Raw genomic sequence first — 20,621 nt, forward strand, 5'->3', positions numbered from 1 at the left:
TCAGACCTCCTCTCCGCGCAGGACGAGGGAACGGCCCGGCTGCTGTCCCGGCAGCACGTCTCCCTCCAGGGTGTACTTCCGCGTGTAGCCTCGTGGCGTGACCATGTAGCCCTCGAAGAGGAAGGTGTGCGAGTTGCCCACGATGACGGTGGTGAGCATGCCGATCTCGTAGTCCAGGAAGTGGTCGAGGTCGGTCATCACGATCTTCTCCGCCTCGCGGTAGGCGCCCTTCACCAGCGCCACCGGGGTGGAGCCCTCGCGGTAGCGGCGGATGATGGAGTGGGCCTCGACGATCTGCCGGGTGCGCCGTCCGCTCGCGGGGTTGTAGAGCGAGATGACGAAGTCGGCCGACGCGGCGGCCTCGATGCGCTTCGCGATGACCGGCCAGGGGGTGAGCAGGTCCGACAGGGAGATGGTGCAGCTGTCGTGGACCAGCGGGGCTCCCACGCGCGAGGCGCAGGAGTTGGCCGCGGTGATGCCGGGGATGAGCTGAAGGGTCGGGGCGTCCCCGCGCTTCCAGCCCAGGTCTCGCAGCACCTCGAAGACGAGCCCCGCCATGCCGTAGACGCCAGCGTCTCCGGAGGAGATGAGCGCCACGTTGGCGCCGGCCCGGGCGCGCTCCACCGCCGAGCGGGCGCGGCCGATCTCCTCCGTCATGCCCGTCTGCACCACTTCCTTGCCCTCGATCAGGTGGCGCACGAGCTTCACGTAGGTGCGGTAGCCCACCACCACCTGCGCCGCGCGGATGGCCTCCAGGGCGGCGGGCGTGGCGTGGGCTCCATCACCGGGTCCGATACCGACGACGGACAGGACTCCTCCGCTAGACATGGACGAGCTCCTTTCGAGGCGAATGAGGGATGCGCGCGGCGGCGAACGTCATGGAGCGTCCGGCGCCGGGCTCGGTGTAGATCTGCTTGCGGACGAGCAGCTCGGTGGTCCCGGAGGCGAGCAGCGCCGCCGGCTCGGCGACGCCACGGGTGCCCACGTGCCGCTTCACCGTCTCCGAGGGGGTGGGGACGGGCACCGCGTCCAGCTCGGCGGCCGTGTACGTCTGGAGCGCCCAGCCATGCTTCTGGCACAGCGCCAGCAGTGCCGGCTCGTCCGCCTTCAAGTCCACGGTGGCCACGGCCTTCACGGATGCGGGTGACAGCAGGGCCTGGGCGAGCATCTGCGTCACGCCCCGCTCGACCAGCTCCTCCGGGGTGCCCCGGTCACAACCGATCCCCAACACCAGGCTGCGGGGCCGGTAGATGACGGCCTTCTCCCAGTGGGCGCGGTGGGTCTCCCGGATGTCCCGGTCGGTGGCGATGAGGAGCATCTCCCACGCTCCTGGGTCCACCCCGTCGAGGCTCCGCGCGTACCGCACGCCGGGAGGCAGCGGCTTGTCCTCGGGCCACCAGGAGGGCTCGCCCGCCTCCTGGACGAAGAGCACCGGGGTCTCGTTCACCACGGCGGCGCAGCCGCGCGTGACGTTGCGCTCCAGGTCATCCAGCTTCCAGCCGAGCTCCCGGCCGAGGATGTCCACCGTGAGGGTGCCCCGTACGTCCGAGGCGGTGGTGACCACCGGGGTGGAGCCGAGCACTCCGGCGACGCGCTCGGTGAAGGCATTGCCCCGGCCCACGTGCCCCGACAGCACGCAGATGGAGAAGCGGGCGGCGTCGTCGACGCACACCACGGCCGGGTCCACCTTCTTGTCGTGAAGGAGCGGGGCGATCATCCGCACCACGGCTCCCACGCTGATGATGAAGACGTGGCAGTCGTAGGCGGTGAAGGTGCGCGACAGGGTGGGCCCCATGGGCAGCGGCATGGGCAGGGCTCCAGCGGGGGCACGGGCCATGAGCTTCTCGGAGACGTACAGCTCCGCGCCGGGCAGCCCCGCGAGGATCCGCTCGGCGATGGCCAGCCCGTGCAGGGTGATGGCGTAGACGGCGAAGGGCTTGCGTGCCGCGGGGAGACTCACCGGGCCACCTCCGCCGGCTGGTGGGCCACGCGGCCGGCGAGCACGCCACTGCGATCCTTCTTCGCCACCACCACCATGGAGAAGTAGTCGCACTTGTCATTGCGGATGGTGCGCAGGTCGCGCACCACCTTCTCCTGGCCCGTGGACGCGCGCGACACGTAGACGGCGCGGTCGAGCAGGTTCTCGCGCTCGAGCGCTTCCACCACCTGCGCCATGACGGAGCTCACCTTCATCAGCAGCACGGTGTCGAAGTCGCGCAGCACGCGGGTGAGGTCCTCCACGCCATAGGTGGCGGGCAGGACGGCGATGCGCTCCTGTCCGTCGGCCACCGGCACCTGCACCGACGCGGGCACGGCCGTGATCGACGAGACCGCGGGCACCACCTCGGTGCGTGCCCCGGGGAAACGGTGGGGGGCCTCCGACAGCAGGTAGATGAAGGTGCTGTAGATGAGCGGATCGCCCTCCGTGATGAAGGCCACCCGCTTGCCCGCCGCCAGACGCGGGGCGAGCTGCGCATAGGCCTCTTCCCAGGCGGGCCGCAGCCGCTCCGGATCCTTGGTCATCGGGAAGGTGAGGAAGAGGCGCTCCTGCCCGGGCACCTCGCCCACGTTCTCCTTGGCGATGCGCCAGGCGAACGACTCGTCATAGGCCGAGCGCCGGGGAATCGCGATGACGTCCGCCGTCCGGAGCGTGTTCACCGCCCGGAGCGTCATCAGGTCGGGAGCTCCGGGTCCCACACCCACGCCAATCAACACGCCACTCATGACTCGTCTCCCTTTGCCGCCGCCGGCCGCGTGGCCGCGAAGATGTGGATGGGGTTCTGCGCCTCGTACCGGAGGTAGTGCGCGAGCGGCTCGCCGCGGGACACGTTGAGCAGCGTCACCTCCGGTGTCACTCCGTGCGCACGCAAGGCCGCATAGGCTTCGGCCACGTTGTCCAGGGTGATGGCGTTGACCACCAGCCTGCCGCCCTCGCGCAAGCGGGCGAAGGCCACGTCGATGATGTCGCGCATGCTGCCCTTGCTGCCGCCGACGAAGACTGCGTCCGGCGTTTCCAGTCCCTCGAGGGCCTCCGGGGCGCGTCCCTCGATGACGCGCAGGTTGTCCACGCCGTGGGCGAGCGCGTTCTCCCGGCAAATGGCCACGCCCTCCGGGTCCACCTCGATGGCATGGACGCGTCCCCTCGGGGCGAGCAGCGCCGCCTCGATGCCCACCGAGCCCGAGCCCGCGCCGATGTCCCAGACCACGCTGTCGGGCCGGATCTCCAACTGGGCCAGCGACAGCAGGCGCACCTCGCGCTTGGTGATGAGGCCCTTCTTGGGCATGCGCTTGGCGAAGGCGTCCTCGTGGAGGAAGGACAGGCGCGGCGGTGGGCGCCAGCTCGGATCCGTCCTCAGCAGCACGAGGACGTTGAGCGGCCCGATGTCCGTGCACTCCGCGAGCGCCTCCAGCGAGAAGCAGCGGACCCGCTCCCCCGGATTGCCGAGGCTCTCGCACACCCAGGCCGTGAAGCCGCGCTCGCCATGCTCCAGCAGGTGGCGCGCCAGCACCGGGGGCGTGTTCTCACCATCGGTGAGGACGGCCACCTTGGCGAGGGGACGCAGCCGCGTGCACAGCCCCTCGCGCGAGCGGCCGTGCACGGAGATGACCTCGGCATCCTCCCAGGCCACGCCGATGCGGCCGAAGGCCCACTGCACGGAGGAGGGGTGGGGGATGAACTCGACGTGCTCGGCGCCCACCTTCCGGGCCACCTGCGCGCCGATGCCGAAGAAGAGCGGATCCCCCGAGGCGAGGACGCACACCTGGTTCTCCTGGGCGAGCTCGGCCACCCGCTCCAGCGTGGGACCGATGCCCCCGCTGAAGGAGAGGCGCTCCCCGGAGAACTGGGGGAAGAACTCCAGGTGGCGCTTGCCGCCGACCAGCACCCGCGCCTGAGCCACCGCGTTGGCCGCGCGCGCCGACAGGCCGAGGCAACCATCATCCCCGATGCCCACCACCACCACCGGCTTCATGTCCGCTCTCCGTCGGCGCTGAGCATCAGCAGCGCGTGGATGATGGACACGGCGATGGTGCTTCCTCCCTTGCGCCCCCGCACCACGATGTAGGGCACCGGCAGCTCGAGCACGGCCTCCTTCGACTCCACCGCCGACACGAAGCCCACCGGCACACCCACCACCAGCGCGGGACGGGCCCCTTCCTCCTTCACCAGCCGCGCCACCTCCAGGAGGGCCGTGGGTGCGTTGCCCACCGCCACGATGGCCCCGTTCAGCAGCCCCAGCCGGTGCGCCTTGCGGATGGACTCGATGGCGCGGGTGGAGCCCGCCTCGCGGGCCGCGCTGATGACGTCCGCGTCGGAGATGAAGCAGTGCGTCCGGCAGCCATAGGCGGCGAGCCGCTCCTCGTTGAGCCCGGCGAGGATCATCTTCACGTCGGCCAGGATCGGGCTGCCAGCACGCAGGGCCTGGATGCCCGCGGAGATGGCATCGGGAGAGAAGCGGGCCAGCTCCTTGAACTCGAAGTCCGCGGTGGCGTGGATGACGCGCCGGACCACCTGCCACTCGCCCGGAGCGTAGGAATGCGGACCGGCCTCGCTGTCGATGATGGAAAAGCTCTCGTCTTCGATGCGACGCCCGAGCGTCGTCATCTGGCGCATGTCGTTCATGCCGCGTTTCTCCTCTCGTCCGGGTACTGCCCGAGCAGGGTTCCGTTGAAGTCGACCAGGGTGGCGCGCACCTCGAGCGGTCCCCCAGCGTGGCGGGTGCACTGCTCGACGACGCGCTGGCACACCAGGCCGGTGATGTGGGTGAGGCCGTTGGCGGCGCACAGCTCGAGCACGTGGCGGGCGGTGTTGGCGGCCCGGATGTCGGCCACCAGCGTCTCCGGCGCACCTGCCTCGGCGGCCAGGTTGGCCAGCAGCTCCATGTTCACCTCGGAGCCGGCCGCATGCGTCTGCATGCGCCCATCGGCCATCTTGGACAGCTTGCCCATCATTCCCACCACGTGGACGCGGGCCGCCTGCTTCCTGGCCGCATGGCGGATGGCCACGCCGATGAAGTCGCCCACCTGGATGAAGCACTCCTCCGCGAGGTGGGGCAGGAGGCCCATCGCGTACTTCTCCGACTTGCCTCCGGTGGTGAAGGCGAGCTCGTCATGGCCGCGCGCCCGGGCCACGTCGATGGCCTGCACCACGCTCGCCTTGTAGGCGGCGGTGGAGTAGGGCCGGACGATGCCGCTGGTCCCCAGGATGGAGATGCCTCCGAGGATGCCCAGACGCGCGTTGAGCGTCTGAAGGGCCATCTCCTCCCCTCGGGGAACGTGGATGGTGACGACGGCGCCCCGGCCCTCGGGCAGCTCCTCCAGCACCATGTCGGTGATGTTGCGGCGCGGCACCGGGTTGATGGCCGGGCTGCCCACCTCCAGTCCCAGCCCGTCCTTGGTGACGATTCCCACTCCCTCGCCCCGCTCGAGCACCACCCGCCCGTCGTCCGTCAGCCGCACCTCGGCGATCAGCTCGGCGCCGTGCGTGCAGTCCGGATCATCCCCGGCGTCCTTGATGATGCCGCAGCGGGCCTTCTCCCCGTCCCATTCGCAGCGGTGCAGTTCGAATGTCACCTGCTGCCGATTGGGCAGCGTCGTCTCCACGTGCGTGAGACGCTCGCCGCGCACCAGCACGCGCGTGGCGGCCTTGGCGGCCGCGGCGGCACAGGCCCCGGTGGTGAAACCGGTGCGAGTGCCGCGCTTGTCCCGGGCGGGAGGCGCCTCGCTCATGCCGCTGCCTTCCGGGCCGGGTTGTTGAAGAAGGACTCCAGCCGGATGGCACCCGCATCCAGCCCGGACTCCACCAGGGACTGCCGCAGCGGGTGCAACACCGCGCCATCTCCGGCGAGGTAGACGCGCTCGGGCGCATGGGCCCGCGCGGCCTCCAGGGCCAGATTGAGGGCCAGCGTGGTGCGCTCCGGATGTCCCGGCGGTGGACAGTCGTGGTGCTGGAAGCGGCCTCCCAGCGCCTCCACCTCCTCGCGGACCTGGTCGGCCGGCAGGAACACCGAGGGAGACTCGGAGAACCACAGCAGCCGCGTGCGCGTCCGCTGCGGGGCGAAGGCGCGGCCGTGCAGGAGCCCCAGCGCGGCGGTGATGCCGCTGTCGGTGGCCACCACCAACGTGCTCCGGGGCGTGGCGTCGTCCGGGAGGAAGCTGCCCCAGGGTCCGCTGAACGGCAGCTCCGTCCCCACCGGCGCCTCGTGCAGCATGGCCGAGCCGGGCCCCTGGACCAGCCGGTAGACACAGATGCTGAAGGTGCGCTGGTCCTCGTCGCTCGACACCACCGAGTAGGCGCGCTTGTGCGCCTTGCCATCGGCGCGCGGCACGCCGGTGTTGAAGATGAGGTACTGGCCGCCGGTGAAGCCGAGCTCCTCCTCGCCCTGCAATTGCAATTGGAGGAGCCGTCCGCGCTCGCCGACGGGCACGGAGGAGAGGATGCGCGCGGTGCGGGAGACGGCCATGACGCTAGTCCCTCGGGTAGATCTCGTGGGTGAAGTCGTGCACCTCCTCGAGGTCGCGCCACAGCTTCTGGAGCGACTCGTTCTGGCGCCGCAGGTCCAGCTCCACCGACTTGGTCAGCACGAGGAGCGAGCGCAGGTAGGGCATCTTCGGATCATCCGCGCGGGTGGCGGAGACGCGCTCCTGCAGCTCCACCAGCGAGGCCTCGAAGAAGCGCAGCACGCCCGCCAGGTCGCGCGCCTGCATCAGCGAGCGCACCGGCCCCGGCTTCTCCGCCGCGCTCCCCAGCTCGGCGAGCTCGTGTTGCCGCTCGGCCGCATCGTCCACTCCCAGAACGTTCATCAGCGCCAGACGCAGCGCCGCCAGCTCATGACAGGCCATGGTTTCTCCCTCACTGCATGATGTTGTCGACAAGGCGGGACACGAGGCGGTCGCCCACCAGGTGCTCTTCCACGAGCTCCCGGGCGTCCGCCTCCGTCACCCCGCGGTACCAGATGCCATCCGGATAGACGGCCACGGTGGGTCCCTCGCCGCAGCGGCCCATGCAGGCGGTCCGGGTGATGCGCACCGTGCGCCCCTTGCCCGTCTCCTTGAGCTTGCGGCGCAGGGCCTCGATCAGCGCCACGCTGCCGCGATCGGCGCAGTCGGCGTTGCCGCAGACCAGCACGTGCTTCTCCAACGCGCGGTGGGCATGCGGGTGGGGCGCGGCCTGGGTGTGCGTCTCGCGGTGGCGGATGCTCCAGAGCAGCGCCTTGAGGCCTCCCACGTTCTTCTGCAGGCCCGCGAGCGGAACGCGGTACTGGCAGCCGTCGCACGGCAGCGGCACTCCGCCCGCGAGTGCCTCCTCGATGCGCCGGTCCACGTGCTGGACGAGCGGGGCCATGCTGCCGTCGGCCAGGTGCGGTGCCACCTCGGAGCGGAGCCAGGGGTAGCGCTCGGCGAAGAGGGCCACCTGGGCGTGGATCTTCTGCAACAGCACCCCCGTGAACAGGAGGTAGGGCACCACCAGGATGCGCTCCGGCCTCGCCCGGGCCACCCACTCCAGCGCCTCCTCCAGCGAGGGCTTCGCGATGCCGACGAAGGCCGGCTGCACCTGGGCGAAGCCCCGTCCCTCCGCGTAGAGGCGGGTCAGCTTGCAGAAGTCGCCATTCGCGTCCGGGTCCGACGAGCCGCGCCCCAGCATCACCACCACCGTGCGCGCGGCCTCTTGGGGGGAGAGGGGGCCGGTGCGGACCTCGGTGCGCTCGAAGGCCAGCTGGGCGAGATCCGGATGGACGCCAAAGGCCTTCACCGCGAGGAAACGCACGCCCGGGTGCTTCTCCCGCGCCGTGGCGAGCGCCAGCGGGATGTCGTTCTTCACGTGCTTCGCGGTGAAGAGGAAGAGCGGAACGACGAGCACCTCCTTCACCTCGGAGGCGAGCGCGTCCAGCGCCTCGGGGAGCGCCGGTGCGGTGAGCTCCACGAAGCCCAGGCCCACGCGCCGCTCCGGGTGGGCCTCGCGGTAGGCGTCCACGAAGCGGTGCACCTCGGCGATGGCCTGCGGATCCCGGCTGCCGTGTCCGATGAAGAGGATGCCGCGCTCGTGACGAAGGGAGCTCACGGATGCACTTCCTGATGGGAGGGAACGAGGAGGGGAAGGAGACGGCTGGCGGCCTCGGCGACCGTGAGGGGCGGGGCCGTTCCCAGCGCGGGAAGCAGGGGCGCCAGCTGGGCCCAGAGCTCGGCGACGGCCGGTGCGCGCAGACGCGCCCGCGCCAGCAGCGCGGCATCCCGGAAGACGTCGGCGGGGGTGCCAAAGGCGAGCAGCCGCCCCTCTCCGAGGATGGCCACCCGGTCGGCGAAGAAGGGCACTTCGTCGGTGGCATGCGTGGAGACGAGCAGGGCCACTTCACGCTCGCGGGCGAGGCGCCTCAGCAGGCCCGCTGTCTCGCGCTCGCCCACCGGATCCAACCCGGCGGTGGGCTCGTCGAGGAGCAGCACCGCCGGATGCATCGCCAGCACGCCCGCGAGACAGGCCCGCTTCTTCTCCCCGAAGCTGAGCGCCTCGATGGAGCGTCCCGCCAGGTGCGACAGGCCGGTGGCCGCGAGCGCCTCGTCCACCCGCGCCCGCACCACGCCCGGGGCGAGGCCCTGGTGCAGCGGACCCGTGGCCACGTCCTCACCCACCGTCGTGCCGAACAGCTGGTCATCCGGATTCTGGAAGGCGAGCGCCAGCCCCGCTTCTGCCCGGGCCACGGCCCCACGCGGTGCGGGCTGGCCGAGCAATCGCACCCCACCGGAAAGCGCCGGCACCAGGCCCGCGATGCTCCGCAGCAGCGTCGTCTTGCCACACCCGTTGGCGCCGAGCAGCGCGACCACCTCTCCCGGCCGCACCTCGAAGGAGAGGGCGGAGAGGATGGCGGCGCCGCCGGGGTTTCCCACCGAGAGCGCTTCGAGCGTAAGCGCCGCCTTCATGGGTGCTCTCCCGGAGGGGGGACGATGGTGCCCCGGCAGCCGCGGGCGGCCATGGCCTCGGCGGTGGCATGGGCCTGATCGAAGGCGCGCACCAGGGTGAGGCCGCCGAGTGCTCCAAGTGAACGCAGGCTGCGGCGCACGTCCCGGTAGCCGAGGCGGAGGACCTGGGCCTCGCGCGCGCTGTGTGCCGACCGTTCGAGGACGGTGGCGTAGCGCACCGCGAGCGCGAGCACATCGGCGAGCGCGGCCGGCACCCGCCACGCGCGCAGTGCGCCCACCAGGGCCCAGGGCGGGGTGAGCGAGGTGAGGAGTCCGAAGACGGCGGCACCCGCGGCCACTCGCGTTCCCAGGACCAGCGCGGGTGCCCAGGTTCCGGTTGCCTCCGGTTGCGACACCCAGTGCAGGGCCCAGACGGCCAGACCGCTGAAGAGGGCCAGCCCCAGGCGGCGCATCAACACCCGGACCGGCTCGCCCACCGCGAGGGAGGCGAGGAGGGCCAACGCCGCGATCCCCGAGGCGGTGTGAGGCGCGGGCCCGGCGAGCGTCACCAGCAGGGCGAGCAGGGCGCTCCCCAGCTTGATGCGCGCATCGAGCCCGCTCACCCACTCGCGCAGCGGGGAGGTACGACTCACGCCTGTCCCCCCGTCTCGACGAACAGCGAGCGGTAGAGGTAGCCGAGCAAGAAGCCCCCTACGAGTCCGGCACAGAGGAAGGCGAAGAGGAGGACATCCCCTTCGATCGGGATGAGGGGCGGCTGGGGGGAGCGTCCCGCGGCCTCGGCGAACGGGAGCACGACGTGCTCGTCGACGCCGGGCCAGCCCTCGGCGGAGGCGAGAAGTGGCGTCATGGCGTGGAGGCGGCGGGGAGGGCGTGGAAGTTCAGGAGGGCGGGCCGGCGGCGGGAGATGAAGACGACGGCGCCGGCGGTGAGGGCCCCCTCGAGGATGCCCAGGGGAAGCTGGGTGGGGAGGAAGGCGAGCAGCAGTGTCCCCAGCGTGCCGCCCAGGGGCTGGGACCCGTGCAGCGCCGAGGCCAGCTCGAAGGCCGTCATGGCGTAGGTGGCCCAGTCGGACAGCATGCCGGCGGCGAAGGCCCCCACGCCGAGTGGTGCGCGCACCGCGCGCAGACCGTGGAAGACACCGTAGCCGACGAAGCCACCCACCACGCCCATGGACCAGATGTCGGCGCCCAGGGTGGTGAGCCCGCCATGGGCGAGGAAGAGCGCCTGGAGCAGCAGCGCGACGAACGTCACCAGCACGGTCATCACCGGGCCGATGAGCACGGCCGCGAGCCCCGTGCCGCACGGGTGCGAACAGGTGCCGGTGATGGGGACGGGCACTGGCATGCAGGAGATGACGAAGACGGCGGCGGCGAGCATCGCCACGAAGGGCGAGTAGAGCGGGCTCTGGGCCACGCGCTCCCGCAGCCTCATGACACCGAGCGCGAGCAGGGGCAGGACGGAGACGGTCCAGCCCGCGGCCCATCCGAACGGAAGGAGACCTTCCGCCAGGTGCATGGCGTGCGCCGGGTAGGGCAGGAGGAGGAGGGCCGCGAGCAGCCACGTCTCCTGACGGAGGGAGACGGACGCTGTCTGTACGAGGGCTTGGAGGCGATGCCGCAGGGCGGCACCACACCCACGCCCGGAGATACCCGGCATGGAAAACCTCGCTCTCAGTCCACGGAGAGGTGGGGTTGCAAGGCCTGGGTAGGTCTCCTGGCTCGTGGATTCAGAACGCCCGAGGGCGTTCAGCGCCGCCTCCACCTTCCCCGACACGTAGGCGTCGAGTGGTTACTTCGGAGGCGGCTCCCCACTTACAGTGGCGGGACCGCGCCGGATTCACACCGGCTTCCCTGTTATGCCCGTGCTGGCGGGCACCCATGGCTGGAATTCAGTTGTCTGGCGCCAAGTACCGGAGGTGATGGGACTCTGTCAACGGAATGCGCGCATTCCTCACGGTGCGTTCGGGCCGACATCCTCCAAAGACAGCGGCGCGTGGACGATGGCGGCGGTGGAGTACTCATCCGCGCCGACATCGTTGGTGGAGCGGATCTGCCCATCCATGTCTTCCGCGATGTAGGCGTACGTGCCCACCGCCGTGTTGATGGCGGGGCTCGTGGAGGACAGCTTCTGCAGCCCGTTGCTCGTGGTCAGCGACGGATTGACGTTGCGGATCTCACCGGACGTCCGCGACCTGTTGTTCAGGGTGGAGCCGTATCCGATGTTGCCCTGGAACAGCGTGTTGCTCGTCTTGGTCTCGTTGTAGAGCGTGCCCGTCGTGTTCCGGATGAGATTGTTGGCGACCTTCGAGTCCACCGGCGCGTACGTGTATTTCTTCCCGATGACGAGCCCCGTGGTGCTGTTGACGACCGTGTTGTTCACGACCTCGGTCCGGTAGACCCGCCAGTGCTTGCTCAGATCCGTGCTGGTGTAGTTGCTGGAGTCCGGCCCTCCGTCGAAGTCGCCTCCATCGATGAGGAGCGCATCGTCGGTCAGCTTCTCCAGGTAGTTGTTGTAGACCTTGTGGTCGGTTCCATAGATGCGGATGCCTCCCACGCCGGCCTTGGTGCCATCACCCAGGATGAAGTTGCCGTAGATGCTGTTGTGATTGCCGTGACGCGCGGTGAGCTGTCCCTGTGAGTTGACGACCGTGTTGTAGCGGATCGTGTTGTGGCCGCTCTTGATCGAGATGAACTCCGGGTCCCCGTCGCAGCGCTCGAACACGTTGTACTGCACGGTGGCGTAGGCATCGAGCATCGACACGGCGGACAGGCCCAGGCGGAGCGTCTCCAGCCCGTTACTGAGGCGCGGTCCGATGTCGTGGAAATAGTTGTATTCGATCACATCGTACTGGGTCATCTGGGTGGAGTAGTTCCCATCCATGGCGATGACCGGACCGGGGTCGCTCTTTCCCCCGAAGTCGTTGTGGTCGATCCGGTTGTGATGGCTTCCGCTCCCCTTGAGCATCAGCCACTTCACCTCGGTGCCGTTCTCGATCAGGTCGAAGGTGTTCCGGGTGACCCGGACGTTGTTGGAGCCATCGAGCACGATGGCGCTCGCGCCGGTGTTGGTGAACTTCAGGCCCTCGATGACGACGTAGGAGGAGCCGGACACGCTGAGGGAGGCACTACCGGAGATGATGGCCCGGCCCCGGTTCGCGGCCTTGAGCGTGATGGGATTGGAGGCGGTCCCATTCTTGTTCTGGATGCTGAAGGCACCGGTCTTCGTATAGGTGCCGTCCGCCAGGACGATGGTCGTGCCCGCGGTCGCGTTGGTGAGGGCCGTGGTGAGCTGGGCGGCGGTGGAGACGTTCACGACATTGCCCGGCGTCTCCGCGGCGCTGCCGTAGATCTCCACTTCCAGGTAGCTGTTCCAGGCATTGGAGGTATTGCCATACCCCACGAGCCTCACGTAGCGCGCGGACCCCACATCCGTGAAGTCGAACGTCTGGATGCTGCTCGACAGGCTGCTCGTCACGTTCGAGCGCACCGTGGAGAACGTGGTGCCATCCGTGGAGGTCTGGATGTCGAAGGTGAACGTCCGGGATGCGCCGTTCAGGAAGGCGATCTTCACATAGGCCACCTTCTTGTTGGCGCCCAGGTCGAACCGGATCCACTGCCCATCACCCTCCGCCGACCAGCGGGTGTTCAGATCCCCATCGACCGTATTGGCCGGGACGTTGCCGTCATCCGCGCTCGCGGTGACGGAGGTTCCCGGGATGGAGAACTTCTCATCCGCCGCGAATCCCAGGGAAGGGGCCAGTGTCAGGAGCAGGCTCGAGCCAATCACAAGCTTCCGATGTGCCATTCGCATTCCTCTCACCCTCTTTGGAGTTCCGTGAACCGCATTGCTCACGCTCGGGCGGCTATACCTCATTGTGCATGATTTCCAGCTTTGGATTCGATATTCCGTTTTCCTGATTTTGATAGGGTTGGATTTTGCGCCTGGAGGCTGCCGAGCTCGAGCAAGGGCTGGGCGGCCCGTGTGGCACTGGCCCTCGTCCCCTCCACGTCTCCATCTTCCTTCTGGAGCTGCTCGCGAGGAGGACGCGCATGACGCACGACGAACTCTTGTCCCATGTTTCCGCGCACGCCGGGCTCCCTGGCCCGGAGGCGGCGGAGCGGACCGTTCGCGCGGTGCTCGAGGTCATCGGCGAGCGCCTGGCCTGGCCCGTCGTCCAGTCGCTGGCGGAGGACCTTCCGGGCCCGCTGGCCGCGGGCCTGCGCGGAGTGACTCCCCATCAGGTCTTCAACCTCGCGGAGCTCCATGCGCGCGTCGCGAGCCGGCTCGAGGTGCGGCTCGGACTCGCCGTGGAGTACACCGGAGTCGTCTGTCAGTTCCTCGCGGAGAGCCTGTCCCCCGGGACGTTGCACCGGCTCCGCGAGGCACTGCCCGAGCAGATGAGCGCTCTCTTCGCTCCTCGTGAGCCTGGCGAGCCCTTCGAGCACGTCCATGTCGAGCCGGGCCACCGCACGCTGGCCGAGGGCCGGCCGGGAAGCCGGCACCCGTTGTCCGAGTCCCGTGCCGAGAGAGCGCACTCGCACTCCGTGGCACGGGAGGACAACCCGCACGGGGACACGAAGCTCTCCAGTGCCATCGGGCTCACCCAGGAGCGGGAGCAGGAGACGCTCGCGGCCGCACACCCGGGCTCGGAGGAGCATCCCTCACGCGAGTGAGACCGGAGCAGGCGCGCGAAAACAACCCCCGCGAGCCCCGGGTGCCTCTCCCAAGCACCCAGGGCCCGCGGGCCCGTCGACGACCGTTACGCTCCGCTCTCGCGGAGGGGCCATCGAGCCACGAGCACCGATGCCCGCCAGAGACCGGGCCCGTGGTGCGCCTGCCAACCGACGGTCTCATTCTGTTTATCTGATGGGTCTGACATGCCCGCGCGGCCCACTCCGTCCGGGGCTCGCCGACGGGCTGTCACCGCCCCAGGTATCGTTCCGGGCCGGGCCGCGGCACGGCGGCTCCTACTCACTCCACGAGGGAAGACACATGGGCATGTTGAAGGACAAGGTGGTTCTGGTGACGGGTGCGAGCTCGGGCATTGGCTGGGCGACGGCCATCGCGCTCGCGGCGGAGGGCGCCAGGGTCGTCGCGAGCGCGCGGCGCGAGGCCAGAGGCCATGAGCTCGTCTCGTTCATCCAGGAGCGCGGCGGAGAGGCCACCTGGGTCCGCGCCGACATGCAGGTGGAGCGGGATATCGAGGCGCTCGTCCAGACGGCCCTCTCGAAGTACGGCCGCATCGACGCCGCCTTCAACAACGCCGGGAGCGGCTTCATGAAGCCGCTCACCGAGGTGACCAACGAGGACTACGAGTCCCTCATGAACATCAACCTCCGCGGCACCTTCTGGTGCATGAAGCATCAAATCAACGCGATGCTCGCGAGCGGTGGAGGGTCCATCGTCAACTGCGCCTCGGTGGGGGCGGCGCGGGCCCTGCCGGGGCTCTCCGTCTACAGCGCGACCAAGGCCGGCATCGCGGCCCTGTCACGCGGCGCGGCGATCGACTACGCGCAGAAGGGCATCCGGGTGAACTCGGTGAGCCCCGGGGTCATCGAGTCGGAAATGGCCACCGAGGGCTGGCGCCTGAACGATCCCCAGGGCCGGGCCTTCGCCGCCTCGCTCCACCCGATGAACCGCGTGGGGATGCCCGACGAGGTGGCCTCGCTCATCGTCTTCCTGTGCAGCGACAAGTCCTCGTTCATCACCGGCGAGGACTTCGCGGTCGACGGCGGCATGTGCGCGTCGGGGATGCAGGCTGTCACGCTGCCGCGTGCGGGCTGACTCAGTACACGTTGTACTTGCGGCGAAGCGCCTCGTGCTCCTCCGCGTTGCGCGAGGGATGCAGGCGCCGCTCGGCATCGTGGAGGTAGTACCAGAACTCGCTCGGCTTGGGCTCGAGCGCGGCCTGGAGCGACTCGACCGAGGGGGCGCCGATGGGACCCGGCGGCAGCCCCTTGCGGTGGCGCGAGTTCCACGGGTCCGAGGTGTCACGCAGGCGCTGGAGGAACGCCAGCCGGTCGTTCCACTCGGCCAGCTCGTAGCGGGAGGTCGCGTCCACGCCCAGGGGGAAGCCCTTGTCCACGCGCTTCCAGAGGATGCCGGCCACCAGCGGACGCTGGGCGGGCACGGGCTCCTCGCGCTCCAGCATCGAGGCCATCACCACCAGCTCGTGGAGGCTGCGCCCGCTGCGCTCGATGGCCGCCTTCTGGGGGGCGTAGAAGCGCTCGGCGAAGGTGTCCAGCTGGCGCTGGATGAGCTCCTCCACCTTGAAGGCGCCGGGCACCACCCGGTAGGTCTCGGGGTAGAGGTAGCCCTCGAGCGTGGTCCGGGGCAGGGTGAAGGGCGCGGTGAACCGCTCGGGACGGCTGGCGGCGGCGATGTAGGCGCCGGGCTTGATGAGGCCCGCCGTGGCCAGGGCCGCGTCGGTGTCGCGCAGGCGCCAGCCCTCGACGATGACGAAGGGGACGTCATCGGGGATGGGGTTGCCCTCGAGCGCGGTGGCGATCTCCGCCATCGTCATTGACGGGCTCACCGCGTGGCGCCCCGCCTTGGGGGCGAACTGGCCGCGGCGGAAGAGGTGCCAGCGCCAGAGCCGGGCATCGCGAATCAGGCCCTGTGACGCGAGCTGGGGGCCCAGGCCGCGTCCGGTGACGCCCTTGGACACGGTGAACTCCACGGTGGGAGCACCCGGCGGGGCCGCGGCCTGCTTCACCTGGCTCTCCGCCCAGAAGAATGTACCGGCAACCGCGCCCGCTGCGAGGACGACGAGCACCAGGAGGACGAGAAGAATGCGCTTCATCACCGGTGCAGGTTAGCACCCGCGCGCTTCCGCGAGGCCCAAAGTCGACGGCTCACTTCGCCTGCCGGACAGGAGGCGGGCTGGGAGGGGCACGGACAAAGTGTCGCTGGGCTCGCCGACAACCGGACATTCCGGCGGGCCCGTGCGTCGTTCTCCCTGGACAGGCCGGCCCGACAGGCCCGGCATGCGGGTTGCTCGGAGGCTCGGCAGGAGGGAAATCTTGGGACTGGAATCCTTCATCCGGCTCGCCCGGGAGCAGGGGGCGAGCGACATCCACCTCGAGGGCGAGATGCCGGTGGCGCTCCGGGTGCGAGGCGCGCTGCGGCTCATCGGGGAGGCGGTGCCGTCCTCCGTGCTCACCGCCATGGCCCGCGACATCATCGGGGACGCCGGCTGGTCCGAGTTCATCGAGCGCTGCTCGCATGACGTCTCGCGCACGGTGATGGGCCAGCGCTGCCGCATCAACATCCTGCGCAGCGCGCGCGGCGTGGGCTTCGCCATCCGCCTCCTGGCTTCCTCCCAGGCGACGTTGAAGAAGCTCAACCTCCACCCCGATCTGCGCCGCTTCGTCGAGCCGACCCACGGCCTGCTCCTGGTGAGTGGTCCCACCGGCTCCGGCAAGACGTCCACGCTCGCGGCGCTGCTGCAGGAGATCAACCTGAGCGAGGCCCGCCACATCATCACGGTGGAGAGCCCCATCGAATACGCGCTGGTGCCGCGCCTGTCCTTCATCCGCCAGCGCGAGGTGGGCAGGGACACACCTTCCTTCGAGCAGGCGCTCGTCGACGCGCTCCGGGAGGATCCGGACGTCCTCATGGTGGGGGAGATGCGCGAGCCGGAGGTGATGCGCCTGACGCTGAGCGCGGCGGAGACGGGGCACCTCGTGCTCGCGACCGTGCACTCGGCGAGCGCCGCCGAGGCGCTCCAGCGCGTGGTGTTGGCCTTTCCTCCAGAGATACAGGGCGCGGTGTGCGCCCAGCTCGCGGACTGCCTGGTCGGCGTGGTGTGCCAGCGGTTGCGCTACCGCCCGGACCTCGGCATCCGTGTGCCCGAATGCGAGGTGCTTCCGGGCAGCACCCCGGTGAAGAGCCTCGTGCGCCAGGGGCACTTCTTCAAGCTCCCGTCGGCCATCGAGACGGGCGCGGCGGACGGCTCCTGGACGTTCACCCGCTACGCGGAGTGGCTGGAGCGGAAGACGGACTGGCACCAGCCATCCACCGCCGAGGAAGCCTCCGCCGAGCCGCATTCCGAGCCGGCTCCGCGGCTCCGTGTTCCGCCACCGGCCCGGCCCTCCGAGTCCCTCTCCCGGCCGCCGCCTCCCTCCAGGCCGAAGCGCGTCGCTCGGGAGGACACGCGACCCGTGTCTCCTCCGCCGTCCGAGGAGGGGGTCTTCGTCCTCGACGAGGAGGCGCAGGACGATCTGTCGGCGCTCGTCCGCGAGTTGGAGCGAGGTGGCTCCGGCTCCAAGAAGGAGTAGGCGCTCCTGCCTTCCCCTATGCGTTCAGGGGGAGGGGACGAAGCGCACGTCCACCCAGTAGTTGGCGTCCTTGTAGGAGGCCGAGGGGAAGCCTCCGCCCGTCCGGTAGACATAGACGCCATTGCCTCCCACGCTCGCGCTGCCCGGCGCCGTCAGGTTGCCGCTGACGACGGCATTCGCGAGCCCGGACACATCGCGCGCGAACTGCCCGTTCGACGAGTAGTAGGACGCCACGTAGGTGGTGCCGGCGGTGATGGCGACGGGCGTGGGGAGCGCCACCTCCTGCCAGCCGGGGATGCGGCCGTCCTTCACGGGCACCTCGGCCAGGAGTGCTCCACCGCTGGTCCACAGCCGGGCCACGTAGCCGCTGGCGTTGGCCTTTCCCCGGTAGAAGCGGAGCGCGGTGACGGTGCCGGCGACGTTGCTCCGGAACCTCACGCCGATCTCCACGGCCCGGGTGTCCGGCTCCACGGCGGCGCCCGGGACGCGGTCTCCGAAGAGGGTCTGGCTCCACGGGAGGGTGAGGGTGGCCACCACCGGGCGGTGATCCGACTGCGAGCTGGCGCCGACGACGCTCGCCGAGACGGGAGAGGTCCACGCGGAGCCGAGCATCACGTAGTCGATACGCCGCGTCGGGATGCTCGCGTCGTGGGTGTAGCCGCTGCCCGAGCCGCCGCGGGTCCAGGCATCGGTGAACTGCTGGCGCAGGCTCGTGATGCCGGACTCGGACGGCGAGGCGTTGAGGTCCCCCCCGAGCAGCGCCCACGGCTTGCCGGCGAGGGCGGCCTTGACGTCCTCGGCCTGGTTCAGCCGCTCGGTGGCGCCAGTGGTGCCGAAGTGGGTGATGGCCACGGGGATGACGTGTGCGGCGTCCAGCTCCACCTCCATCACCGCCAGGATGCGCTGCTCCGCGGCGGAGCGGAGGGGGATGCGTTGCGAGGTGCGGATGGGGTAGCGGGACAGCAGGGCCAGCCCGTACTGGCCTCCGTCGTAGCTGAGCAGCGAGGGCTGGAAGGCGGAGTACATCCCCGTGAGCGCGCCGAGCCTCGCGGGCTGGTCCACCTTGCCCGAGCGGTTGGTGAGGACGTCGACCTCCTGGAGCACCACCAGGTCCGGCGCCTGTGCGTTGATGACGCTCGCGATGCTCTCCAGGCCGCTCAGCTCGCCGTGTTTGATGTTGTAGGTCATGAACCGCAGACCCCCACCCGGAGTGAGGGCCTGGGTGCTCTCACCGGAGAGGGGTTGTGTGTCGGTGGAGGACTCGGGTGGTGCGCAGCGGGCGAGCGCGGCGGCCAGCGCGAGGGCGAGGACGAGAAGGGTGGGGCGGCGCATGAGGGGGCTCCTGGGGAAGGGCCGGAGGTTACCCCCGCCGGAGTGGTATACCCACCCTCCATGACGGGCCATGAGCCCGGGGAGGTTTCTTCCACATGTTTCGCATCGGAATCACCCTGGCCATCCTCCTGCTGGGAACGCGCGGCGCCGCCCAGCAGCATGAGCACGAGCATGAGCACCCGAAGGCTGCTCCTTCCAAGTCGGAGGCGTTCTTCGGCAAGGAGGAACTGTCCCGCCAGGTGGGGATCCACGAGAAGGGCTGCAAGAAGGGCGATGCCCAGGAGTGCTTCAACCTGGCCCTGGCCTACGCGCAAGGGCTCGCGGTGCCCAAGGACGATGCGCGCGCGGCCACCTTCTACAAGAAGGCGTGTGACAAGGCCTTCCTGGCCGCGTGCAACAACCTGGGCATCGCCTACATGGAAGGCGTGGGGGTGAAGAAGGATCCCAAGCAGGCGCTCTCCTTCTTCGAGAAGACGTGCAAGGCGGAGGATGCGAAGGGGTGCTTCAACGTCGGCATGGCCCACGCGTCGGGGTTCGGGGTCGCGAAGGATCCGGAGCGCGCCGCCACCTTCTTCGACAAGGCCTGCGGCAAGGGCCACGCGGATGGGTGCTTCAGCCTCGGCGTCGCCCACGCGCAGGGCAACGGCGCGAAGAAGGACCCGGAGCGCGCCGCCGCGCTCTTCACGAAGGCATGCGACGCGGGGAACATGACCGCCTGCAACACCCTCGGCGTGTCCTATCTGTCGGGGACCGGCGTGAAGCAGGACAAGAAGCAGGCCTTCGACCTCTTCTCGAAAGCGTGCGACGCGGAGCTGCCGGGAGGCTGTTTCAACCTCGGCCTCTCCTACCGGTACGGCAATGGCGTGGCGAAGGATCCGGCGCGCACCAAGGCCCTCTTCGAGAAGGCCTGCCAGCTCCAATTCCCACCCGCCTGCGAGGCGCTCGGGGCCTCTTCCCGAGCGCAGTAGCCGGGGCTCACGGCCCGCGGGGCAGGCCCCTGCCGGTGGCGAGGTACACGGCGAAGCTGCCCAGCCAATGTCCGCCCTCGTAGTGCGCACCCGTCACGGCCTGGAGCCCCGCCTCGCGGTGGAGCTTCGCCGTGGCCCGGAGCGAGCGCAGCCGCTTGTCCTGGGGCGGCAGGCCGGCGGCGATGCCCTCCAGCATCCACGCCCGGCTCAGGTTCAGTCCATCCAGGTGCGCCAGCTTCGGATCCGTCGGATCGGTCACCACCGCTGGCGCGAGCCAGGCCGTCGAGCCGTTGGAGGGAATGTCCGGCAGGAAGTCCCGCAGCCACGTGGCGAAGCGGTCCGGAGGGAGGATGCGTCTCATCAGGTCCGCCTCGGCGATGCACGGCGAGAGGAAGTCCTGGCCGCCGGGCTCGTACGCGAGCGGGCACCGGCGATCCTTCCCGTAGAACGCGTCCACCCGCGCCTTCAGCAGCTGCTCCATGTCGCTGTCCCGGGCCTGCCTCGCCCAGTCCAGGATGAGCCCGAAGGCGAAGGCCGTCTGGTCGTGCTCGCCCACGCGGATGGGCCGAGAGAGCTTGGGGAGCCACTCGCGGATCCTCCCGGCCGCGCGCTCCTCCAGGGGCTTCAGCGTGGCCGCCCATTCGCGTGCCTGGGGCTCATCCCACTCCCTCAGCTCCGCCGCGAGCTGGAGCAGCCAGGCCAGACCATAGGGCCGTTCGAAGGAGACCCGGCCCGGTCCGCTCAGGTAGCGCGTCTCCGCCTCGATGTTCGCGGGCGTCAGGCTCCTGGCCACCGCCGCCCGGGCGCGCGGAGTGAAGGGCGCCTCCGGGAACGTCCGCGCCAGCCGCACGAGCAGCCAGTGCCCGTGGACGGAGGAGTGCCAGTCATAGCAGCCGTAGAAGGCGGGGGTGAGCTCGCGGGGCGGGCGCGCATCCGCGTCCGTGCTCAGCACGTGAGCGATCTTGTTCGGGTATTCCCGATGGACGCACGTGAGCGCGAGCTCCGCGAAGCGCGCGGCGGCGTCGGCGCCGAAATCAGGAGGAGGGGGCGTGCTGGCGGTGACCATTCCGTAGCTCAGCAGCAGGGGGAGGAGCATGCGGCGACTGTAGCACCGCGCTTCCGGAGCCGG

Annotated in this window: 21 protein-coding genes and 1 riboswitch; of the genes, 4 read left to right on the forward strand and 17 right to left on the reverse strand. The window is 69.9% G+C overall.

The window, feature by feature from the left end; all coding sequences use genetic code 11:
- From cobJ to NR810_RS17490, 14 genes are all read right to left on the reverse strand, one after another.
- Window positions 1–828, reverse strand: coding sequence for a precorrin-3B C(17)-methyltransferase (gene cobJ, locus NR810_RS17425; RefSeq protein WP_257453750.1), 828 nt, complete (start codon window positions 826–828; stop codon window positions 1–3).
- Window positions 821–1,960, reverse strand: a complete 1,140-nt coding sequence (locus tag NR810_RS17430) for a cobalt-precorrin 5A hydrolase (RefSeq protein WP_257453751.1) — start codon at window positions 1,958–1,960, stop codon at window positions 821–823. Before NR810_RS17430 ends, cobJ begins: the two co-directional genes overlap by 8 nt.
- Window positions 1,957–2,724, reverse strand: coding sequence for a precorrin-2 C(20)-methyltransferase (gene cobI / locus NR810_RS17435; protein WP_257453752.1), 768 nt, complete (start codon window positions 2,722–2,724; stop codon window positions 1,957–1,959). The genes NR810_RS17430 and cobI overlap by 4 nt, the downstream gene beginning before the upstream one ends.
- A complete protein-coding gene (gene cbiE, locus NR810_RS17440; protein ID WP_257453754.1) occupies window positions 2,721–3,971 on the reverse strand; it encodes a precorrin-6y C5,15-methyltransferase (decarboxylating) subunit CbiE in 1,251 nt (416 codons plus the stop codon). The genes cobI and cbiE overlap by 4 nt, the downstream gene beginning before the upstream one ends.
- Entirely contained in the window at window positions 3,968–4,621 is a 654-nt protein-coding gene (locus NR810_RS17445) for a precorrin-8X methylmutase (RefSeq protein WP_306818274.1), read from the reverse strand. Before NR810_RS17445 ends, cbiE begins: the two co-directional genes overlap by 4 nt.
- Window positions 4,618–5,727, reverse strand: coding sequence for a cobalt-precorrin-5B (C(1))-methyltransferase (locus NR810_RS17450; RefSeq protein WP_257453756.1), 1,110 nt, complete (start codon window positions 5,725–5,727; stop codon window positions 4,618–4,620). The genes NR810_RS17445 and NR810_RS17450 overlap by 4 nt, the downstream gene beginning before the upstream one ends.
- A complete protein-coding gene (locus tag NR810_RS17455; RefSeq protein WP_257453758.1) occupies window positions 5,724–6,461 on the reverse strand; it encodes an FAD-dependent oxidoreductase in 738 nt (245 codons plus the stop codon). Before NR810_RS17455 ends, NR810_RS17450 begins: the two co-directional genes overlap by 4 nt.
- Window positions 6,462–6,465: 4 nt before the next feature.
- A complete protein-coding gene (locus tag NR810_RS17460; protein WP_257453760.1) occupies window positions 6,466–6,840 on the reverse strand; it encodes a DUF3209 family protein in 375 nt (124 codons plus the stop codon).
- A 10-nt stretch (window positions 6,841–6,850) separates the two neighbouring features.
- Entirely contained in the window at window positions 6,851–8,059 is a 1,209-nt protein-coding gene (locus tag NR810_RS17465) for a CbiX/SirB N-terminal domain-containing protein (RefSeq protein WP_257453761.1), read from the reverse strand.
- Window positions 8,056–8,913 carry an energy-coupling factor ABC transporter ATP-binding protein gene (locus tag NR810_RS17470; protein ID WP_257453763.1) on the reverse strand — a complete coding sequence of 286 codons (858 nt, stop codon included), beginning with the start codon at window positions 8,911–8,913 and terminating at the stop codon, window positions 8,056–8,058. The genes NR810_RS17465 and NR810_RS17470 overlap by 4 nt, the downstream gene beginning before the upstream one ends.
- Window positions 8,910–9,545, reverse strand: a complete 636-nt coding sequence (locus NR810_RS17475) for a CbiQ family ECF transporter T component (protein WP_257453765.1) — start codon at window positions 9,543–9,545, stop codon at window positions 8,910–8,912. Before NR810_RS17475 ends, NR810_RS17470 begins: the two co-directional genes overlap by 4 nt.
- Complete coding sequence (locus NR810_RS17480; RefSeq protein WP_257453767.1) at window positions 9,542–9,760, reverse strand: hypothetical protein; 219 nt, start codon at window positions 9,758–9,760, stop codon at window positions 9,542–9,544. Before NR810_RS17480 ends, NR810_RS17475 begins: the two co-directional genes overlap by 4 nt.
- On the reverse strand, window positions 9,757–10,569 hold the full coding sequence (locus NR810_RS17485) for an energy-coupling factor ABC transporter permease (RefSeq protein ID WP_257453769.1): 813 nt from the start codon (window positions 10,567–10,569) through the stop codon (window positions 9,757–9,759). The genes NR810_RS17480 and NR810_RS17485 overlap by 4 nt, the downstream gene beginning before the upstream one ends.
- 30 nt (window positions 10,570–10,599) lie before the next feature.
- A riboswitch (cobalamin riboswitch) is annotated at window positions 10,600–10,807 on the reverse strand.
- 56 nt (window positions 10,808–10,863) lie between these two features.
- On the reverse strand, window positions 10,864–12,717 hold the full coding sequence (locus NR810_RS17490; RefSeq protein WP_257453770.1) for a chondroitinase-B domain-containing protein: 1,854 nt from the start codon (window positions 12,715–12,717) through the stop codon (window positions 10,864–10,866).
- Window positions 12,718–12,962: 245 nt separating this feature from the next.
- On the opposite strand from NR810_RS17490, the gene NR810_RS17495 reads away from it, so the two are divergent.
- Both NR810_RS17495 and NR810_RS17500 read left to right on the forward strand, forming a co-directional pair.
- Window positions 12,963–13,586, forward strand: coding sequence for a DUF2267 domain-containing protein (locus NR810_RS17495; RefSeq protein WP_257453772.1), 624 nt, complete (start codon window positions 12,963–12,965; stop codon window positions 13,584–13,586).
- A 319-nt stretch (window positions 13,587–13,905) separates the two neighbouring features.
- Entirely contained in the window at window positions 13,906–14,697 is a 792-nt protein-coding gene (locus tag NR810_RS17500) for an SDR family NAD(P)-dependent oxidoreductase (RefSeq protein ID WP_257453774.1), read from the forward strand.
- Between the two features lies 1 nt (window position 14,698).
- Here the strand turns inward: NR810_RS17500 and mltG are convergent, their stop codons facing one another.
- Window positions 14,699–15,715: an endolytic transglycosylase MltG gene (gene mltG / locus NR810_RS17505; protein WP_257453775.1), complete on the reverse strand. Its 1,017-nt coding sequence runs from the start codon at window positions 15,713–15,715 to the stop codon at window positions 14,699–14,701.
- A gap of 220 nt (window positions 15,716–15,935) precedes the next feature.
- Between mltG and NR810_RS17510 the strand changes: the two genes are divergently transcribed.
- Window positions 15,936–17,192: a type IV pilus twitching motility protein PilT gene (locus NR810_RS17510; RefSeq protein WP_257453777.1), complete on the forward strand. Its 1,257-nt coding sequence runs from the start codon at window positions 15,936–15,938 to the stop codon at window positions 17,190–17,192.
- 24 nt (window positions 17,193–17,216) lie between these two features.
- On the opposite strand, the gene NR810_RS17515 is transcribed toward NR810_RS17510, so the two are convergent.
- Window positions 17,217–18,524, reverse strand: a complete 1,308-nt coding sequence (locus tag NR810_RS17515; RefSeq protein WP_257453779.1) for a DUF4082 domain-containing protein — start codon at window positions 18,522–18,524, stop codon at window positions 17,217–17,219.
- Window positions 18,525–18,619: 95 nt separating this feature from the next.
- On the opposite strand from NR810_RS17515, the gene NR810_RS17520 reads away from it, so the two are divergent.
- Window positions 18,620–19,492, forward strand: coding sequence for a tetratricopeptide repeat protein (locus NR810_RS17520; protein WP_257453781.1), 873 nt, complete (start codon window positions 18,620–18,622; stop codon window positions 19,490–19,492).
- A 7-nt stretch (window positions 19,493–19,499) separates the two neighbouring features.
- Here the strand turns inward: NR810_RS17520 and NR810_RS17525 are convergent, their stop codons facing one another.
- Entirely contained in the window at window positions 19,500–20,588 is a 1,089-nt protein-coding gene (locus NR810_RS17525; RefSeq protein ID WP_257453783.1) for a DUF2891 domain-containing protein, read from the reverse strand.
- Window positions 20,589–20,621 lie beyond the last annotated feature (33 nt).

The organism is Archangium lipolyticum, from assembly GCF_024623785.1.
Taxonomy (GTDB): Bacteria; Myxococcota; Myxococcia; order Myxococcales; family Myxococcaceae; genus Archangium; species Archangium lipolyticum.

Bases quoted from the DNA above. Each gene is read 5' to 3' on its own strand.
- cobJ (WP_257453750.1), bottom strand. From the start codon at position 828: ATGTCTAGCGGAGGAGTCCTGTCCGTCGTCGGTATCGGACCCGGTGAT.
- cobI (WP_257453752.1), bottom strand. From the start codon at position 2,724: ATGAGTGGCGTGTTGATTGGCGTGGGTGTGGGACCCGGAGCTCCCGAC.
- cbiE (WP_257453754.1), bottom strand. From the start codon at position 3,971: ATGAAGCCGGTGGTGGTGGTGGGCATCGGGGATGATGGTTGCCTCGGC.
- NR810_RS17445 (WP_306818274.1), bottom strand. From the start codon at position 4,621: ATGAACGACATGCGCCAGATGACGACGCTCGGGCGTCGCATCGAAGAC.
- NR810_RS17450 (WP_257453756.1), bottom strand. From the start codon at position 5,727: ATGAGCGAGGCGCCTCCCGCCCGGGACAAGCGCGGCACTCGCACCGGT.
- NR810_RS17455 (WP_257453758.1), bottom strand. From the start codon at position 6,461: ATGGCCGTCTCCCGCACCGCGCGCATCCTCTCCTCCGTGCCCGTCGGC.
- NR810_RS17460 (WP_257453760.1), bottom strand. From the start codon at position 6,840: ATGGCCTGTCATGAGCTGGCGGCGCTGCGTCTGGCGCTGATGAACGTT.
- NR810_RS17470 (WP_257453763.1), bottom strand. From the start codon at position 8,913: ATGAAGGCGGCGCTTACGCTCGAAGCGCTCTCGGTGGGAAACCCCGGC.
- NR810_RS17480 (WP_257453767.1), bottom strand. From the start codon at position 9,760: ATGACGCCACTTCTCGCCTCCGCCGAGGGCTGGCCCGGCGTCGACGAG.
- NR810_RS17485 (WP_257453769.1), bottom strand. From the start codon at position 10,569: ATGCCGGGTATCTCCGGGCGTGGGTGTGGTGCCGCCCTGCGGCATCGC.
- NR810_RS17490 (WP_257453770.1), bottom strand. From the start codon at position 12,717: ATGGCACATCGGAAGCTTGTGATTGGCTCGAGCCTGCTCCTGACACTG.
- NR810_RS17495 (WP_257453772.1), top strand. From the start codon at position 12,963: ATGACGCACGACGAACTCTTGTCCCATGTTTCCGCGCACGCCGGGCTC.
- NR810_RS17500 (WP_257453774.1), top strand. From the start codon at position 13,906: ATGGGCATGTTGAAGGACAAGGTGGTTCTGGTGACGGGTGCGAGCTCG.
- mltG (WP_257453775.1), bottom strand. From the start codon at position 15,715: ATGAAGCGCATTCTTCTCGTCCTCCTGGTGCTCGTCGTCCTCGCAGCG.
- NR810_RS17515 (WP_257453779.1), bottom strand. From the start codon at position 18,524: ATGCGCCGCCCCACCCTTCTCGTCCTCGCCCTCGCGCTGGCCGCCGCG.
- NR810_RS17520 (WP_257453781.1), top strand. From the start codon at position 18,620: ATGTTTCGCATCGGAATCACCCTGGCCATCCTCCTGCTGGGAACGCGC.
- NR810_RS17525 (WP_257453783.1), bottom strand. From the start codon at position 20,588: ATGCTCCTCCCCCTGCTGCTGAGCTACGGAATGGTCACCGCCAGCACG.